This is a genomic window from Muricoccus nepalensis, from assembly GCF_006438825.1.
Classification (GTDB): domain Bacteria; phylum Pseudomonadota; class Alphaproteobacteria; order Acetobacterales; family Acetobacteraceae; genus Roseomonas; species Roseomonas nepalensis.
The window spans coordinates 16,530-31,600 of sequence record NZ_RCZP01000003.1 but is presented as its reverse complement, the minus strand read 5'-3'; the positions used below and the strand labels follow the sequence as shown (position 1 = coordinate 31,600).

The 15,071-nt window shown below is 73.8% G+C and carries 17 protein-coding genes; 14 read left to right on the top strand and 3 right to left on the bottom strand.

Going from position 1 to position 15,071, the window contains the following annotated elements; genetic code table 11:
* Positions 1 to 67: 67 nt before the first annotated feature.
* From rpmH to argB, 6 genes are all read left to right on the top strand, one after another.
* Positions 68 to 202 carry a 50S ribosomal protein L34 gene (gene rpmH / locus EAH89_RS04645; protein ID WP_140881630.1) on the top strand — a complete coding sequence of 45 codons (135 nt, stop codon included), beginning with the start codon at positions 68 to 70 and terminating at the stop codon, positions 200 to 202.
* A 65-nt stretch (positions 203 to 267) separates the two neighbouring features.
* The gene (gene rnpA, locus EAH89_RS04640; protein ID WP_140881629.1) at positions 268 to 624 is read left to right on the top strand and encodes a ribonuclease P protein component; all 357 of its coding nucleotides are present in this window, start codon (positions 268 to 270) and stop codon (positions 622 to 624) included.
* A gap of 34 nt (positions 625 to 658) precedes the next feature.
* Positions 659 to 883 carry a membrane protein insertion efficiency factor YidD gene (gene yidD, locus EAH89_RS04635; RefSeq protein ID WP_408906284.1) on the top strand — a complete coding sequence of 75 codons (225 nt, stop codon included), beginning with the start codon at positions 659 to 661 and terminating at the stop codon, positions 881 to 883.
* A gap of 12 nt (positions 884 to 895) precedes the next feature.
* Positions 896 to 2,656 carry a membrane protein insertase YidC gene (yidC, locus tag EAH89_RS04630; protein WP_140881627.1) on the top strand — a complete coding sequence of 587 codons (1,761 nt, stop codon included), beginning with the start codon at positions 896 to 898 and terminating at the stop codon, positions 2,654 to 2,656.
* Positions 2,653 to 3,348 (top strand): ribosome biogenesis GTP-binding protein YihA/YsxC, encoded by a 696-nt coding sequence (yihA, locus tag EAH89_RS04625; protein WP_408906282.1) that lies wholly within the window; start codon positions 2,653 to 2,655, stop codon positions 3,346 to 3,348. Before yidC ends, yihA begins: the two co-directional genes overlap by 4 nt.
* Positions 3,349 to 3,456: 108 nt before the next feature.
* Positions 3,457 to 4,341, top strand: coding sequence for an acetylglutamate kinase (gene argB, locus EAH89_RS04620; protein WP_140881626.1), 885 nt, complete (start codon positions 3,457 to 3,459; stop codon positions 4,339 to 4,341).
* Between the two features lie 18 nt (positions 4,342 to 4,359).
* Here argB and EAH89_RS04615 read toward each other — a convergent pair whose 3' ends face one another.
* Positions 4,360 to 5,502: a DUF2336 domain-containing protein gene (locus EAH89_RS04615; RefSeq protein WP_140881625.1), complete on the bottom strand. Its 1,143-nt coding sequence runs from the start codon at positions 5,500 to 5,502 to the stop codon at positions 4,360 to 4,362.
* Positions 5,503 to 5,682: 180 nt separating this feature from the next.
* Between EAH89_RS04615 and dapD the strand changes: the two genes are divergently transcribed.
* From dapD to EAH89_RS04600, 3 genes are read left to right on the top strand one after another with little or no spacing between them, the layout of a single operon-like run.
* Positions 5,683 to 6,519, top strand: coding sequence for a 2,3,4,5-tetrahydropyridine-2,6-dicarboxylate N-succinyltransferase (dapD, locus tag EAH89_RS04610; RefSeq protein WP_140881624.1), 837 nt, complete (start codon positions 5,683 to 5,685; stop codon positions 6,517 to 6,519).
* Positions 6,519 to 7,646 carry a succinyl-diaminopimelate desuccinylase gene (dapE, locus tag EAH89_RS04605; protein WP_140881623.1) on the top strand — a complete coding sequence of 376 codons (1,128 nt, stop codon included), beginning with the start codon at positions 6,519 to 6,521 and terminating at the stop codon, positions 7,644 to 7,646. The genes dapD and dapE overlap by 1 nt, the downstream gene beginning before the upstream one ends.
* Positions 7,634 to 8,206 carry a hypothetical protein gene (locus EAH89_RS04600; RefSeq protein ID WP_140881622.1) on the top strand — a complete coding sequence of 191 codons (573 nt, stop codon included), beginning with the start codon at positions 7,634 to 7,636 and terminating at the stop codon, positions 8,204 to 8,206. The genes dapE and EAH89_RS04600 overlap by 13 nt, the downstream gene beginning before the upstream one ends.
* A gap of 4 nt (positions 8,207 to 8,210) precedes the next feature.
* Here the strand turns inward: EAH89_RS04600 and EAH89_RS04595 are convergent, their stop codons facing one another.
* Both EAH89_RS04595 and EAH89_RS04590 read right to left on the bottom strand, forming a co-directional pair.
* A complete protein-coding gene (locus tag EAH89_RS04595; RefSeq protein ID WP_140881621.1) occupies positions 8,211 to 9,533 on the bottom strand; it encodes a DNA polymerase IV in 1,323 nt (440 codons plus the stop codon).
* 56 nt (positions 9,534 to 9,589) lie between these two features.
* Entirely contained in the window at positions 9,590 to 10,486 is an 897-nt protein-coding gene (locus EAH89_RS04590; RefSeq protein ID WP_140881620.1) for an ROK family protein, read from the bottom strand.
* A 201-nt stretch (positions 10,487 to 10,687) separates the two neighbouring features.
* Between EAH89_RS04590 and EAH89_RS04585 the strand changes: the two genes are divergently transcribed.
* The 5 genes from EAH89_RS04585 to dxs are packed head-to-tail and all read left to right on the top strand — an operon-like array spanning position 10,688 to position 15,069.
* Positions 10,688 to 10,930 carry a sulfurtransferase TusA family protein gene (locus EAH89_RS04585; RefSeq protein WP_241666882.1) on the top strand — a complete coding sequence of 81 codons (243 nt, stop codon included), beginning with the start codon at positions 10,688 to 10,690 and terminating at the stop codon, positions 10,928 to 10,930.
* Positions 10,930 to 11,853 (top strand): histone deacetylase family protein, encoded by a 924-nt coding sequence (locus EAH89_RS04580; RefSeq protein ID WP_140881618.1) that lies wholly within the window; start codon positions 10,930 to 10,932, stop codon positions 11,851 to 11,853. The genes EAH89_RS04585 and EAH89_RS04580 overlap by 1 nt, the downstream gene beginning before the upstream one ends.
* A gap of 15 nt (positions 11,854 to 11,868) precedes the next feature.
* Positions 11,869 to 12,108 carry an exodeoxyribonuclease VII small subunit gene (locus tag EAH89_RS04575; RefSeq protein ID WP_140881617.1) on the top strand — a complete coding sequence of 80 codons (240 nt, stop codon included), beginning with the start codon at positions 11,869 to 11,871 and terminating at the stop codon, positions 12,106 to 12,108.
* Positions 12,105 to 13,034: a polyprenyl synthetase family protein gene (locus tag EAH89_RS04570; protein WP_241666865.1), complete on the top strand. Its 930-nt coding sequence runs from the start codon at positions 12,105 to 12,107 to the stop codon at positions 13,032 to 13,034. The genes EAH89_RS04575 and EAH89_RS04570 overlap by 4 nt, the downstream gene beginning before the upstream one ends.
* A 19-nt stretch (positions 13,035 to 13,053) precedes the next feature.
* Positions 13,054 to 15,069: a 1-deoxy-D-xylulose-5-phosphate synthase gene (gene dxs, locus EAH89_RS04565; RefSeq protein WP_194152304.1), complete on the top strand. Its 2,016-nt coding sequence runs from the start codon at positions 13,054 to 13,056 to the stop codon at positions 15,067 to 15,069.
* The last annotated feature ends 2 nt before the right edge of the window (positions 15,070 to 15,071 follow it).

The window sequence follows — 15,071 nt, the reverse complement described above, 5'->3', positions numbered from 1 at the left end:
GCCGCGACCACACCACGCCGCCGCGCCCCGAGACAGGCCGGCCAGCATCCAGACGGAGCGTCCCGCCGTGAAGCGTACCTACCAGCCCTCGAAGCTCGTCCGGAAGCGTCGCCACGGCTTCCGCGCCCGCATGGAGACGGTGGGTGGCCGCAAGGTCATCGCCAACCGCCGCTCCAAGGGCCGCGCGAAGCTCTCGGCCTGAACGCCCCCGGGACCCCGTGAACGGGGCGCCATCGACTCCGGCGCCCCCAACCCGCCCTTCAGGCCATGAAGCTGCCCCGGATCAAGAAGCGGCGCGACTTCCTGCGCGCCGCCCAGCGCGGCAAGCGTGCGGCGCGGCCGGGGATGGTGGTCCAGGCCCTGCCCGGCACGGGCGCGCCGCTGCGCCTCGGCTTCACCGTGACGAAGAAGGTGGGCAACGCCGTGGTGCGGAACCGCACCAAGCGGCGTCTGCGCGAGGCCGCCCGCCTCGTCCTTGGCACCGCGCCGCCCGAGGGCTGGGACGTGGTGCTGATCGGTCGCGACGAGACGCGCGCCCGCCCCTTCACCCAGCTCCAGGGCGACCTGCGCGGGGCGCTCCGCCAGGCGGGCGTGCTGCCCGGCAGCGCCGGCCCCCTGCCGTGAGCGCGCCGCCGTGAGCGCCGCCTCCGTCGATCCGGTGGCCGAGGCCTTGAAGCTGGGCATACGCGCCTACCAGTTCACGCTGCGCCCCTTCATCGGCGCCCATTGCCGATTCCACCCTCATTGCAGCGCCTACGGCCTCGAGGCCCTGTCCGAGCACGGCGCGCTCCGCGGCACCGCCCTCACGGCCCGCCGCGTGCTCCGCTGCAATCCCTGGAACCCCGGCGGATACGACCCCGTGCCCCCCGCAAAGAAGACCTGAACGCCGGACCCGATGGACAACAAGCGACTTCTCGCGGCGATCGCGATCTCGATCGGCATCCTGCTGATGTTCGACGTCTTCAACCGCCCGGCGCGGGAGGCGCAGCGCCAGGCCGCGCAGAACGTGCAGCAGTCGCAGACGAGCAGCGTGCCGCTGCCGCAGGCGAACACGGCGCTGAACCCGGCCGGGGTCGCCAGCACCGGCGGCAACGACGGCGCGCCGATCACCCCCGCGCCGCGGCTGCGCATCGAGAGCCCGCGGGTCGAGGGCAGCCTCAACCTCCGCGGCGCGCGCCTCGACGACCTCGTGCTGCGCGACTACCGCGAGACCATCCAGCCCAACAGCCCCAACGTGCGTGTCCTCGCCCCTCGCGAGGACCCGGCCGCCTACTTCGCCCAGTGGGGCTGGACGGCCGCCGACGGCCGCACCGCCGTGCCCGGCCCCAGCACCGACTGGACCGCCGAGGGCGGCAGCCTGACGCCCGCGACCCCGGTGACGCTCCGCTGGGACAACGGCGCCGGGCAGCGCTTCGAGATCGCGCTCTCGCTCGACGCCAACTTCATGGTCACTGCCGAGCAGCGGGTGGTGAACACCGGCGCCGAGCCCGTGCAGGTGCTGCCCTGGGCCCGCGTGCGGCGCGAGCACACCCCCGTCGTCGCCGGCTACTACATCCTGCACGAGGGCTTCGTGGGCGTCCTCGACGGGCGCCTCCGCGAGACGAAGTACGCCGACGCCAAGACCGAGGCCGCCCGCCGCAACGGCGGCCCGGCGCTGGAGCAGGAGGGCGCCGGCGGCTGGGCCGGCTTCACCGACAAGTACTGGCTGGCCGCGCTGGCCCCGGTCGACCAGGCGGGCCGCGACCGCGCCGCCTTCCGCCACACGAGCGAGGGCGGGCAGGACCGCTGGCAGGTCGACTTCAGCCCGACCTCGGCCGTGACCGCCGAGCCGGGCGCCACCGCCGGCTTTGCCACCCGCCTCTTCGCGGGCGCGAAGGAGGTGCACCTGCTGGACTCCTACACGTCCAACCTCGGCATCACCGACTTCGACAAGGCGATCGACTTCGGCTGGTTCTACTACATCACCAAGCCGTTCTTCTACGGGCTGGACTGGCTCTACAAGCTGACCGGCAACTTCGGCGTGGCGATCCTGATCTTCACGATCGCCCTCAAGATCCTGTTCTTCCCGCTGGCCAACAAGTCCTACAAGTCGATGGCCCGCATGAAGACGCTCGGGCCGAAGATGCAGGAGCTGAAGGAGCGCAACAAGGACGATCCTGCGAAGATGCAGCAGGAGATGATGACCCTCTACAAGACCGAGAAGATCAACCCGGCCGCGGGATGCCTGCCGATCCTGCTGCAGATTCCCGTCTTCTTCTCGCTCTACAAGGTGCTCTTCGTCACCATCGAGATGCGGCACGCGCCCTTCTTCGGCTGGATCCGCGACCTCTCGGCGCCCGACCCGACGAACCTCTTCACCCTCTTCGGGCTCATCCCCTGGGACGCGCCGGCCTTCCTGCACATGCCGGCCTGGGCGATCATCATGGGCATCACGATGTTCATCCAGTTCAAGCTCAACCCGACGCCGCCCGACCCGATCCAGGCGAAGCTCTTCGCCTTCATGCCGATCATCTTCACCTTCATGCTGGCGAGCTTCCCGGCGGGTCTGGTGATCTACTGGTCTTGGAACAACCTCCTCTCGGTCGCCCAGCAGTACTACATCGGCCGCGAGGACCGGATCGCGCGGGCGAACGAGAAGGCGCTGGCCCGGACGTGAGCGACGCTCCCGCCCGTACGCCCGAGGAAGAGGCGATGATGGAGGCCGGGCGCCTCCTCTTCGCCCGCCCCGTGCGCTTCTTCTTCGCGGCCCAGAAGCTCGAGGGCCTGCCGCCGCCGGACGCGCCGGAGGTGGCCTTCTGCGGGCGGTCGAACGTGGGGAAGTCGTCCCTCATCAACGCGCTGGCGGGTCACCACGGCCTGGCCCGCGTCTCGCACACGCCGGGCCGCACCCGGCAGCTCAACTTCTTCATGGCGGGCGAGCCCGCCCCCGGGGACGGGCCGGAGCGGAAGATCGCCCGCCTGACGCTGGTGGACATGCCCGGCTACGGCTTCGCGGCCGCGAGCAAGGCGGTGAAGGCGGACTGGCAGGGGATGATGTTCGACTACCTGCGGGGCCGCCCGACCCTCCGACGCGTCATCCTGCTGATGGACGCGCGCATCGAGACGAAGGACGGCGACCGCGCGGCGATGGACCTCCTCGGCGAGGCCGCGGTGCCCTTCCAGATCGTGCTCACGAAGTCCGACGACGCAAAGCCGGCCTCACGCCTCCTCAAGCGGCAGGCCGAGATGGCGGAGATCGTGCGCAAGCGCGTGGCGGCCCACCCGGTCGTGATGACGACCTCGGCCGCCAAAGGGACCGGCATCCCGGAACTGCGCGCGGCGCTCGCCGAGATCGCCGCCTCCGGCTGAGCGATCACCGAGCCGGCGCGCCCCGGGTTGACCGGGCGGGGGCCGGACCCTTACCACCCCCGCCCACCCGCGGTCCCGGCCGCGTCGACCCGCCCTGCTGGAATCGCCATGAACACCGACGCGCAAGACCAGATGGCCATCCTCGCCGGCGCGCTGCCCTACCTGAAGCGCTACGACGACCAGGTGGTGGTGGTGAAGTACGGCGGCCACGCCATGGGCGAGGAGGAGAGCGCGCTCCGCTTCGGCCGCGACATCGCCCTGCTGGAGCAGGTCGGCGTCAGCCCCGTGGTGGTGCACGGCGGCGGGCCGCAGATCAACGCCATGCTCAAGCGGCTGAACGTCCAGTCCACCTTCGTCAACGGGCTGCGGGTCACCGACGCCCAGATGGTGGACGTCGTCGAGATGGTCCTCGCGGGGAGCGTCAACAAGCAGGTGGCCGAGGCCATCACCCGCGCGGGCGTCATCGCGGTCGGCATCTCCGGCAAGGACGGCAACCTCATCCGCGCCCGCAAGGCCCAGCGCACCGTGCGCGACCCCGAGAGCAAGGAGGAGCGCGTGCTCGACCTCGGCTTCGTGGGTGAGCCGGAGCACGTCGATACGAAGGTGCTCTCCCTGCTGATGGGCGCCGACATCGTGCCGGTGGTGGCGCCGGTTGGCGTCGGCGCCGACGGGCAGACCTACAACATCAACGCCGACACCGCGGCCGGCGCGATCGCCGGCGCCCTCCGCGCGGCCCGGCTGCTGATGCTGACCGACGTGCCCGGCGTGCGCGGGCCCGACGGCGTGCACATCCCGGAGATGACCGTCGCCGAGGTGCGCGCGGGCATCGAGGCTGGCTGGATCTCGGCGGGCATGATCCCGAAGGTCGAGACCTGCATCTACGCCATCGAGCAGGGCGTGCAGGGGGCGGTGATCCTCGACGGGCGCGTGCCCCACGCGGTGCTGGCCGAGCTGTTCACGGCCGAGGGGCCGGGGACCCTCATCAAGCCCTGACCGTCCCGCCGCGGCCGCTCAGGCCGTGGCGAGGAGCCGCTCGACGTGGCGGCGCATGAGGTCCTTGTCCATGGCCCAGATGCCGCCGGGCTGGATGAGGAGCTCCTCCGCCTTGCTCCCGGCGAGGCGCATCTGGGCGAAGACCGCCGTGCTCGGCGAAAGGCCCGCCTTCCAGCAGAGCGAGACGATCGCCGGCGCCTCCCGCCGCTCGAGCGCCCGCAAGACCACCCCCGCGGGCAGGCCGCAGAGGGCGGCGAGGATCCGCGCGCAGTCCGACACGCCGCCCCGGCGCGCCGCGGCGACGAAGCTCGCCTCGTCCATGGCGCCCGAGGCGGCGGCCGGCGCGGCGGCCCCGGGTGCGGCGCCGAGGGCCTCCTTGTCGATGTCCGGCCGGGCGAGGAGCGAGCGCAGCGCCTCCTCCGCCAGCAGCCCGCTGAGGCGGCGCAGCACCGCCTCGCTCAGCCCGGGGCGGCGGACGAGCGCCGCCTGCCAGGACTTCTGCGCCGCGCAGCCGTCGGCGATGGCGACGAGCGTCTCCTCCCGCAGCCGGGCGGTGGCGTTGGCGAGGAGGGCGGCGACGGAAGGCCCGTCCGCCCGCTCCGCCAGCGCGTCGGAGGGCCCCTCGGGCAGGTTCGGCCGCCGGGCCACGGCGACGAGGGTCTCCGGCACGGGCGGCTTGGCGACGAGCCAGATGAGGTCCGCCTCCTCGAGCAGGGGCGAGCCGCGGATCACCGGCTCGGCGACGGCCATGGCGATGTCGTGGGCGAGGCGGAGGATGAGCGGCCGGGGAACGTCGGGCTGCTCCGCCACCAGGTCGGCGATCGCGGCGCGCACGGGCACGGCGACGTCCTGCACGAGCTGGAGGAGCGTTTCCCAGTGGATCCGCCGGTGCCGCTCGGTCGCCTCGGGGTCGAGGAGCGGCGCCAGGGCCGCGAGCTTGCGCGCGAGCACCCGGCGCACGCCGGTCTCGGTGTCGCGCGCCAGGAGCTGGTCGGCGAGGGCAGGGGTCGCGGCGTTGGCGGCGATGGCGGCGCGGACGCTGGTGGCGGGGTCGTTGGCGAGAAAGAACAGCATCTCGGGCGGCGTATCCGCCCGCTCCGCCAATCGCGCCCGCCCGGCATCGTCCATGCGGCGGGGCGAGAGAGCCATCATGGCATCCATCAACGCCTCCAGGTGTCGGCCGGGTTCCCCCCAGGCGGGAAGTCCGGCCGGCCCGGAGTTTGCCGGCGGGAGGGAAAGAAAAGGTGAATCCGGCCGGGGGCATGCCCCGCCGGCCGCGCCTCGTTGACAGCGTGCCGCCGCCGGGCGAAGGGGGCCGCGCCCCGCACGCAGGACGCCGCCATGGACCTCCCCTCCCTTCAGCCCCGCATCGAGGCGCTCTGGGAGCGCCGCGCCGACCTCACGCCAACGACGACCGGCGAGGACCGCGACGCGGTGGAGGCGGTGCTCGAGGCGCTCGACTCCGGCCGGGCCCGCGTCGCCGAGCCCAACGGCGCCGGCGGCTGGCGGGTGAACCAGTGGCTCAAGCAGGCCGTGCTGCTCTCCTTCCGGCTGGAGGACAGCGTCGTGACCGACGCGGCCGCCGGCGCCTACGACAAGGTGCCGCTGAAGTTCGCGGATTGGGGGGAGAACCGCTTCAAGGAGGCGGGCTTCCGCGCGGTGCCCGGCGCCGTCGTCCGCCGCTCCGCCTTCATCGCGCCCGGCGTGGTGCTGATGCCGAGCTTCGTGAACCTCGGCGCCTACGTGGACCGGAACACGATGGTCGACACCTGGACCACCGTTGGCTCCTGCGCGCAGATCGGGAAGAACTGCCACCTCTCGGGCGGCGTCGGCATCGGCGGCGTGCTGGAGCCGCTGCAGGCCAACCCCGTGGTGATCGAGGACGACTGCTTCATCGGCGCCCGCTCTGAGGTGGCGGAGGGCGTGATCGTGGAGCGCGGCGCCGTGCTCTCGATGGGCGTCTTCCTCGGCGCCTCCACCAAGATCATCGACCGCGCGACGGGCGAGGTCTTCGTCGGGCGCGTGCCCGCCTATTCCGTCGTGGTGCCGGGCAGCCTGCCGGGCAAGCCGCTGCCGGACGGCTCGCCGGGCCCCTCGCTCTACTGCGCCGTCATCGTCAAGCGGGTCGACGCCCGCACCCGCGAGAAGACCTCCATCAACGAGCTGCTGCGCGACTGATGGCGACCGACCCGCTGCCCCTGGCGCAAGCCCTCATCCGCTGCGCCTCCGTCACGCCCGCGGACGAGGGGGCGATGGCGGTGCTGGAGGGGGCGCTGGCGCCGCTCGGCTTCGCCCTCACGCGACTCCGTTTCGGGGAGGTCGAGAACCTCTTCGCCATCCGCCGCTCCGGGGGCAACGGGCCGCATCTCTGCTTCGCCGGCCACACGGACGTGGTGCCGCCCGGCGAGGGCTGGCGGCACGGCCCCTTCGAGGGCGCGGTGGAGAACGGCGTGCTCCACGGGCGCGGCGCGGTCGACATGAAGGGGGGCGTGGCCGCTTTCCTGGCCGCGGCCGCCGACGCGGTGGCCGATGGCACGGCCGACCGCGGCACCCTCTCCTTCCTCATCACCGGCGACGAGGAAGGGGTGGCCACCGACGGCACAACCCGCGTGCTCGACTGGATGGCGGAGAACCACCTTCTTCCCGACATGTGCCTCGTCGGCGAGCCGACGAGCCGGGAGCGGCTGGGGGACACCATCAAGGTCGGGCGCCGGGGCAGCGTCTCGGCCGGGATCACGGTCCACGGCACCCAGGGGCACGTCGCCTACCCGGACCGCGCCGACAACCCGGTCCACCGGCTGGTGCGGGTCCTCGCCCGGCTGACCGAGGCGCCGCTCGACGCCGGCACGGAGTGGTTCCAGCCGAGCACGCTGCAGGTGACCACCGTCGACGTGGGCAACCCCACCGGCAACATCGTGCCGCCGCGCGCGACCGCGCGGCTCAACATCCGCTTCAACGACACCCACACGGCCGCGAGCCTCGAGGCCTGGATCCGCGGCATCCTGGCCGAGGAGGCGCCGCGGCACGAGGCGAGCTTTCTCTCCTCCGGCGACGCCTTCCGGACGCGGCCCGGCCCCTTCGTGGACGCGATCCGGCGCGCGGTGCGGGCCGAGACCGGCGAGGAGGGCGTGCTCGACACCGGCGGCGGCACCTCGGACGCGCGCTTCATCACCCGCTTCTGCCCGGTCGCCGAACTCGGCGCCGTCGGCACGACGATGCACAAGGTGGACGAGCGCACGCCGGTCGACGAGCTGCGGCGCCTCGCCTCGCTCTACGGCGCGGTCATCCGGGAGTGCCTCGCCTGAGCGGCCCCGGCGTCAGCACGGAGGCGCAGATCGTCTCCGGGATCCGGGCCGCCATCCTCCTCGCCCGCGGGAAGGAGGAGGGGCTGCGCCACGCGCTGCTCTCCATGGAGGGGACCGCGCGCTCCTTCTGGGCGGGCGCCCTCTGCCTGCTGCCCTTCCTCGCCATCCGCTCCCTCGGCAACGATGCCCTTCTCGGCGCCGGCCTGCCGGCGGAGCTGATCGGCTACGTCCTCGGCTGGGTGGCCTTCCCGCTGGCCTCCCTCGCCCTGGTGGACGCCTCGGGGCGAGGCCCGCTCTGGCCGCTCTTCATCGCCGCCTGGAACTGGGCGAACCTGGCCCTATACGCCGCGCTGCTCGCCGCCACCCTGCTCGGGGCGCTGCTGCCCCCGGGGGTCGCCAACCTGCTGCTGCTCGTGGCCTTCGCCTACGCGCTCTGGATGGAGTGGTTCGTGGCGCAGAAGGCGCTCCGGATCAGCGGCGTCCGCGCGGCGCTCTTCGTCCTGCTCGACGTCGCGCTCGGCCTCTTCATCGCCTCCCTCGTCGGCCGCGTCGGCGGCTGAGGGGTCAGCGCCGGGCCGCGGGCCGCCGCGTTTCCGGGCGCGGGGAAGCCGGGCGCGACGGGTCGGGGCGCCGGGCCTCCAGCCCGCGGCCGGCGAGCACCGCGCCCTCGCCGAAGCGGGCGCGGAGCGATTCCATGGCGGCCCAGCGCGCGGCGCGGCGCGGCGCCTCCGGGTCGGCCAGGTCCCCCCGGTCCGCCCCCGCGGCCTCGACCAGCGGCGCGGCGCCGATGCCGATGAGGCGGAAGGGCGTGCCGTCCGCCTCCCGCGCGAGGAGGGAGCGGGCGGTGGCGTAAAGCGTCTCCGGCACCGCGCTCGCCCCAGGGAGGCGGATGTTGCGGGTGCGCTGCGCGAAGCGGGCCGTCTTGAGCTTCAGCACCACGCCCCCGGCCGCGAAGCCCTTCTCGGCAAGGCGGCGGGCGAGCTTCTCGCAGAGCCGCCAGAGGATGGGCTCCATCTCCGCGGCCGTCGCGAGGTCGCGCTCGAAGGTGGTCTCGGCGGAGATGGACTTCGTCTCCCGGTCGGGGTTCACGGGGCGCGCGTCCTCGCCCCGCGCGCGCGCGACGAGGGTCGGCCCCTCCTCCCCGAAGCGGCGGAGCGCCTCCCGCGCGTCGAGGCCCTGGAGCTGGCCGAGCGTCGCGTAGCCGAGGCCGGCGAGCTTCGCCGCGAAGGCCGGCCCGACGCCCGGCAGGATGGTGACGGGCTCGGGCGCGAGGAGGGAGGCGGCCTCGGCCGCGCCGATGCAGGCCAGCCCCCGGGGCTTGTCCCGCTCCACCGCGATCTTTGCGAGGAGCCGGTTGGGGGCGAGGCCGATGGAGACGGTGACGCCCACCTCGGACTCCACCCGCCGCGCGAAGCGGGCGAGGACGGCGGCGGGCGGGGCGCCGTGCAGCGCCTCGGTGCCGGAGAGGTCGAGCACCGCCTCGTCGATGGACATGGGCTGCACCAGCGGGGTCAGCTCCTCCATCAGGGCGCGGACCTGGCGGGAGGCGGCGACGTATTTCGCGAAATCCGGCTTGATGACCACCGCGTCCGGGCAGGCCTGCAGCGCCTTGAACATCGGCATGGCCGAGCGCACGCCCCGCGTGCGGGCCACGTAGCAGGCGGCCGAGACCACGCCCCGCTGCCCGCCGCCGACGATCACCGGCCGGCCCGCGAGCTCCGGCCGGTCGCGCTTCTCCACGCTCGCGAAGAAGGCGTCGCAGTCGACATGGGCGATCGGCAGGCGGAAGAGCTCCGGGTGCCGCGCGAGGCGCGCGGAGCCGCAGGCGGCGCAGCGGCGCGGATGGTCCTCGGGTCGCGCGAAGCAGTCCCGGCAGAGGGAAGGCATGGCGCCATCCTAGCACGGGGGGCCGCGGCGGGCCCGAGTCGCCGGGGAGGGGCGGCTCAGCCCTTGTCCCAGAGGCGGGCGGCGCCGAAGACGCCGGAGCTGTCGCCATGCCTCGCCCGCACCAGGTTCACCTTCTTGGCGTCCCCGAAGATCCAGGGCGCCATGAGGTCCGGCACCTCCCGGTAGAGGTGCTCGTAGTTGGACACCCCGCCGCCGAGGACGATGACGTCGGGGTCGACGACGTTGACGACGAGGGCCAGCGCCCGCGCGAGGCGGTCCGCGTGGCGGGCGAGGCCGGCGAGCGCCACGGCGTCGCCGGCCCGCGCCCGGGCCTCCACCGCGCTCGCGTCCCGGTGCCCCGGCCCGTCGGTGTCCGCGGCGATGGCGGGGCCGCAGAGGAAGGTCTCGAGGCAGCCCTGGCGGCCGCACCAGCAGGCGGGGCCGGGGAACTCCTCGGGGCGCATCCAGGGCAACGGGGTATGGCCCCACTCGCCGGCGACGCGGTTCAGGCCGTCGAGTGGCCGCCCGTCCACCACCCAGCCGCCGCCGCAGCCGGTGCCGAGGATGGCCGCGAAGACCACGGGGTAGCCGGCGCCCGCCCCGTCCGCCGCCTCGCTCATGGCGAGGCAGTTGGCGTCGTTCATCACCCGCACCTCGCGCCCGAGCAGGGCGGCGAGGTCCTTGTCGAGCGGGTTGCCGTTCAGCGCCTGGGTGTTGCCGTTCCGCACGAGGCCGGTGTGCGGGTTGATGCTGCCGGGGATGCCGACGCCGACCGTGCCGGTCCCGCCGAGCTCCGCCTCGGCCGCGGTGACCAGCCCGGCGATCGTCTCGACGATGCCGCGGTAGCCCTGCCCCGTGGGCACCCGGCGCCGGAGCAGGACCTCCCCGCGCTCATCGAGCGCCACGATTTCCGTCTTGGTCCCGCCGAGGTCCACGCCGAGCTTGATCGCCATGGCCGATGAATGCCGGGGCCGCGCGGCGCCGTCCAGCCCGGGGGCCGTTCACGGCTGCGTCCATCGTGTCCGTCGCGGCGCTGGACTTGTGGCGGCGCAGGTGGTGGATTGCCCGGCCCAATGGCACCGCCACCCACCCTCCCGGCTTCCGGCCCAAGGCCGTCCTCGCGAACCTCCCCGAAGGCCGCCGCGAACGAGACCCTGCTCGACGTCCAGGGCCTGACCTGCCCCCTGCCGGTGCTGAAGGCGAACAAGGCGCTACGGGCCCTGGCGCCGGGCGCGCGGCTGACGGTGCTGGCGACCGATGCCGCCAGCGTGGCCGACTTCCAGGCCTTCTGCCGGGAGACGGGCCACGCCCTCGTCTCCTTCAGCGAGAGCGATGGCGTCTACCGCTACACGCTCCGCAAGCGCGACGAGGCGCCGGCCGGAGAGGGCGAGGCCTGATGCTCCTCCTCACCCACCCCGCCTGCCTCCGGCACGACAACGGCCCCGGCCACCCGGAATGCCCCGACCGGCTGCGTGCCGTGATGCGGGCGCTGGAGGCGCAGGAGTTCTCGGCCCTCGTCCGCGCCCAGGCCCCGGAGGCCACGCGGGAGCAGCTCCTGCGGGTGCACCCGGCCGCCCATGTGGACCGCATCCTCGGCACCCGTCCCGCCGAGGGGCAGCGCGTCCACCTCGACGCCGACACCTCGATGAACGCCCATTCGGCGGAGGCCGCGCTGCGGGCCGCCGGCGCCGGGGTGGAGGCCGTGGACAGCGTGATGCGCGGCGAGTTCCCGCGCGCCTTCTGCGCGGTCCGCCCGCCCGGGCACCACGCCGAGCTCGCCTCGCCCATGGGCTTCTGCCTCTTCGCCAACGCCGCCATCGCCGCCCGCCACGCCCAGGCCGCGCACGGGGTGGAGCGCGTGGCCGTGCTCGACTTCGACGTCCACCACGGCAACGGCACCCAGGCCGCCTTCTGGGACGAGCCCTCGCTGATGCTCGCCTCCTCCCACCAGATGCCGCTCTACCCCGGCACGGGCGCGGCCTCCGAGACCGGGGCGGGGAACATCCTCAACCTGCCCCTCGAGCCCGGAACGGACGGCCCGGCCTTCCGCCGGGTCTGGGAGCGCGAGATCCTGCCGGCGGTGGAGGCCTTCGCCCCCGGCCTGATCGTCGTCTCCGCCGGCTTCGACGCCCACAAGGCCGATCCCCTCGCCATGCTGCGGCTGGTGGAGGACGACTTCGCCTGGCTGACCGAGGCCATCTGCGCCCTCGCGAACCGTGCCTGCGGCGGGCGGGTGGTCTCCATGCTGGAAGGCGGCTACGACCTCCACGCGCTCGGACGCTCCACGGCGGCCCATGTCCGCGCCCTCATGCACGCCTGACCACCGGAATCCCCGATGAACGAAACCGATCCTCCCGAGGTGGAGAGCCTGTCCTTCGAGGAGGCGATGAGCGAGCTCGAGGCCATCGTCCGCCGCCTCGAGGGCGGCCAGGCGAAGCTCGAGGAGGCCATGGACTCCTACGCCCGTGGCACGGCGCTGCGGGCCCATTGCGACCGCAAGCTCGCCGAGGCCGAGGCCCGCGTGCAGGCGCTGGTCCCCGCCGCCGGCGGCCCCACGCTGAGGGACGTGGAATGAGCGGCGCCGTCGCGGGGAGCCCCGTCGTGGACGACGCCGGGCTGAGGGCGGCCATGGCCGCGGTCGCCTCCGAGGTGGACGAGGCGCTGAACGCCCTCCTTCCCGCCGAGGAAGGGGACGAGCGGCCGCTCTTTGCGGCCATGCGCTACGCCTGCATGGGCGGCGGCAAGAAGATGCGCGCCTTCCTCGTGATCGAGGGCGCGCGGCAGTTCGGGGTCGCGCCCCAGTCGGCGCTCCGCGTCGCGGCGGCGGTGGAGATGCTCCACGCCTACTCCCTCGTGCACGACGACCTGCCGGCGATGGACAACGACGACCTCCGCCGCGGCAAGCCCACCGTGCACCGCGCCTGGGACGAGGCGACGGCGATCCTCGTCGGCGACGCGCTGCAGACCCAGGCCTTCGTGGTGCTGGCCTCCCCCGAGACGCATTCGGACCCGGCGGTCCGGGCCGAGCTCTGCCTGCACCTGGCGCTGGCCGCCGGCGCGCGCGGCATGGTCGGCGGGCAGATGCTGGACATGATGGCGGAGAAGGCGGCCGAGCCCCTCGACGAGGCGGCGGTCGGCCGGCTGCAGCTCCTCAAGACCGGGCGGCTGATCGAGTTCGCGGCCGAGGCCGGGGCCATCCTCGGCAAGGCCGGGGCGCACCAGCGGCAGTGCCTGGGCGCCTACGGGCGCGAGGTGGGCGCGGCCTTCCAGATCGCCGACGACCTGCTGGACCTCACCGCGACGCCCGAGGAGGCCGGCAAGGCCACCGGGAAGGACGCCGGTGCCGGCAAGGCGACGCTGCTGGGCCTGCTCGGCCCCGAGCGCGCCCGGGCCCAGGCGGAGCGGCTTGTGGATCAGGCCGTGACCCATCTCGACAACTTCGACGATCGTGCGGACCTCCTGCGGGCCCTGGCCTCGCACGTGATCCGGCGCAAGAACTAGAACGGCTAGGGAAGTTTTCATGTCGTTGCCTGTTGGACGCGTGCCGACGCCGTTGCTGGACCGGGTGAGGGTTCCGGCGGACCTGCGGAACTTCTCGGCGGAGCAGTTGCGGCAGCTGGCGGACGAGTTGCGCCTCGAGACGGTGGACGCGGTCTCGACGACGGGGGGGCACCTGGGGGCGAGCCTCGGGGTGGTGGAGCTGACGGTGGCCTTGCACGCCATCTTCGACACGCCGTCCGACCGGCTGATCTGGGACGTCGGGCACCAGGCCTACCCGCACAAGATCCTCACCGGGCGGCGCGACCGCATCCGCACGCTCCGCCAGGGCGGCGGGCTGTCCGGCTTCACGCGGCGCGCCGAGAGCGAGTACGACCCCTTCGGCGCCGCGCACTCCTCGACCTCGATCTCGGCCGGGCTCGGCATGGCGGTCGCGCGCGACCTGCTGGCGGCCCAGGGGGGCGGGGCTGGCGGTGGCGCCGGGGGCGGCGCGGGGGCGGTCGCCTCGCTGCCGGCGGCGCGGGTGGCCGACCGGTCCAGCCAGGCGGTGATCGCGGTGATCGGCGACGGCGCCATGTCGGCGGGCATGGCCTACGAGGCGATGAACAACGCGGGCGCCGCGAAGTCGCGCCTCATCGTCGTGCTGAACGACAACGACATGTCGATCGCCCGCCCCGTGGGCGCCATGTCGGCCTACCTGTCGCGCCTCATCTCGTCCCGCCCGTTCCTCTCCATCCGCGAGGTCATGGCCCGCCTTGCCCGGCGCTTCCCGCGCCCGATCGCCGAGGCCGCCCGGCGCGCCGACGAGTACGCCCGCGGCATGCTCACCGGCGGCACGCTCTTCGAGGAGATGGGCTTCTACTACGTGGGCCCCGTCGACGGGCACGACCTCGACCACCTGCTGCCGGTGCTGCGCAACCTGCGCGACGCCGAGGAGAGCGGGCCCATTCTGCTCCATGTCGTGACCCAGAAGGGCAAGGGCTACCAGCCCGCCGAGGCGGCGGCCGACAAGTACCACGGCGTCGTCAAGTTCAACGTCGTCACGGGCGAGCAGGCCAAGGCGCCGCCCGGGCCGCCCTCCTACACGAAGGTCTTCGCCAACGCGCTCATCGCCGAGGCCGAGGCCGACCCGCGCATCGTCGCCGTCACCGCCGCCATGCCCGGCGGCACGGGGCTGGACGCCTTCGAGAAGCGCTTCCCGCGCCGCAGCTTCGACGTCGGCATCGCCGAGCAGCACGCCGTCACCTTCGCCGCCGGCATGGCCTGCGAGGGGCTGCGGCCCTTCGTGGCCATCTACTCGACCTTCCTCCAGCGCGCCTACGACCAGGTGGTGCACGACGTGGCTCTCCAGAACCTGCCCGTGCGCTTCGCCATGGACCGGGCGGGGCTGGTGGGGGCGGACGGGGCGACGCATGCCGGGGCCTACGACGTCGCCTATCTCGGCTGCATCCCGAACATGACGCTGATGGCCGCCAGCGACGAGGTGGAGCTCACCCACATGGTGGCCACCGCCGCCGCCCACGACAGCGGGCCGATCGCGCTCCGCTACCCCCGCGGCGAGGGCACCGGCCTCGAGATCCCCGCCCGTGGCACGGTGCTGCCCATCGGCAAGGGGCGCGTGCTCCGCCAGGGCACCACCATCGCCCTCCTCTCCTACGGCACCCGCCTGGCCGAGGCGCTGCGCGCCGCCGACGAGCTCGCGGCCCAGGGCCTCTCCTGCACCGTCGCCGACGCCCGCTTCGCCAAGCCGCTCGACACCGAGCTCCTCGAGCGCCTCGCCCGCACCCACGCCGTCCTGCTCACCGTCGAGGAGGGCTCGGTCGGCGGCTTCGGGTCGCTCGTCGCCCACCACCTCGCCCACGCCGGGCTCCTCGACGGCGGGCTCCGCTTCCGCCCGCTCACCCTGCCCGACGCCTACATCGACCACGACACGCCCAGGAAGCAGTACGACCTCGCCGGCCTCAACTCACCCCAGATCGTACAAGCCGCCCGAGACGCCCTCCAGCACAACACCACCGCACAACCCGTCCGAGCTTAGAG

Excerpts from the sequence above, each read along its gene's own strand:
- dapD (WP_140881624.1), top strand. The coding sequence starts at position 5,683 with ATGGACCTCCCCTCCCTTCAGCCCCGCATCGAGGCGCTCTGGGAGCGC.
- EAH89_RS04590 (WP_140881620.1), bottom strand. The coding sequence starts at position 10,486 with ATGGCGATCAAGCTCGGCGTGGACCTCGGCGGGACCAAGACGGAAATC.
- EAH89_RS04580 (WP_140881618.1), top strand. The coding sequence starts at position 10,930 with ATGCTCCTCCTCACCCACCCCGCCTGCCTCCGGCACGACAACGGCCCC.
- dxs (WP_194152304.1), top strand. The coding sequence starts at position 13,054 with ATGTCGTTGCCTGTTGGACGCGTGCCGACGCCGTTGCTGGACCGGGTG.
- EAH89_RS04595 (WP_140881621.1), bottom strand. The coding sequence starts at position 9,533 with ATGCCTTCCCTCTGCCGGGACTGCTTCGCGCGACCCGAGGACCATCCG.
- EAH89_RS04570 (WP_241666865.1), top strand. The coding sequence starts at position 12,105 with ATGAGCGGCGCCGTCGCGGGGAGCCCCGTCGTGGACGACGCCGGGCTG.
- argB (WP_140881626.1), top strand. The coding sequence starts at position 3,457 with ATGAACACCGACGCGCAAGACCAGATGGCCATCCTCGCCGGCGCGCTG.
- dapE (WP_140881623.1), top strand. The coding sequence starts at position 6,519 with ATGGCGACCGACCCGCTGCCCCTGGCGCAAGCCCTCATCCGCTGCGCC.
- yidC (WP_140881627.1), top strand. The coding sequence starts at position 896 with ATGGACAACAAGCGACTTCTCGCGGCGATCGCGATCTCGATCGGCATC.
- EAH89_RS04575 (WP_140881617.1), top strand. The coding sequence starts at position 11,869 with ATGAACGAAACCGATCCTCCCGAGGTGGAGAGCCTGTCCTTCGAGGAG.
- EAH89_RS04615 (WP_140881625.1), bottom strand. The coding sequence starts at position 5,502 with ATGGATGCCATGATGGCTCTCTCGCCCCGCCGCATGGACGATGCCGGG.
- rnpA (WP_140881629.1), top strand. The coding sequence starts at position 268 with ATGAAGCTGCCCCGGATCAAGAAGCGGCGCGACTTCCTGCGCGCCGCC.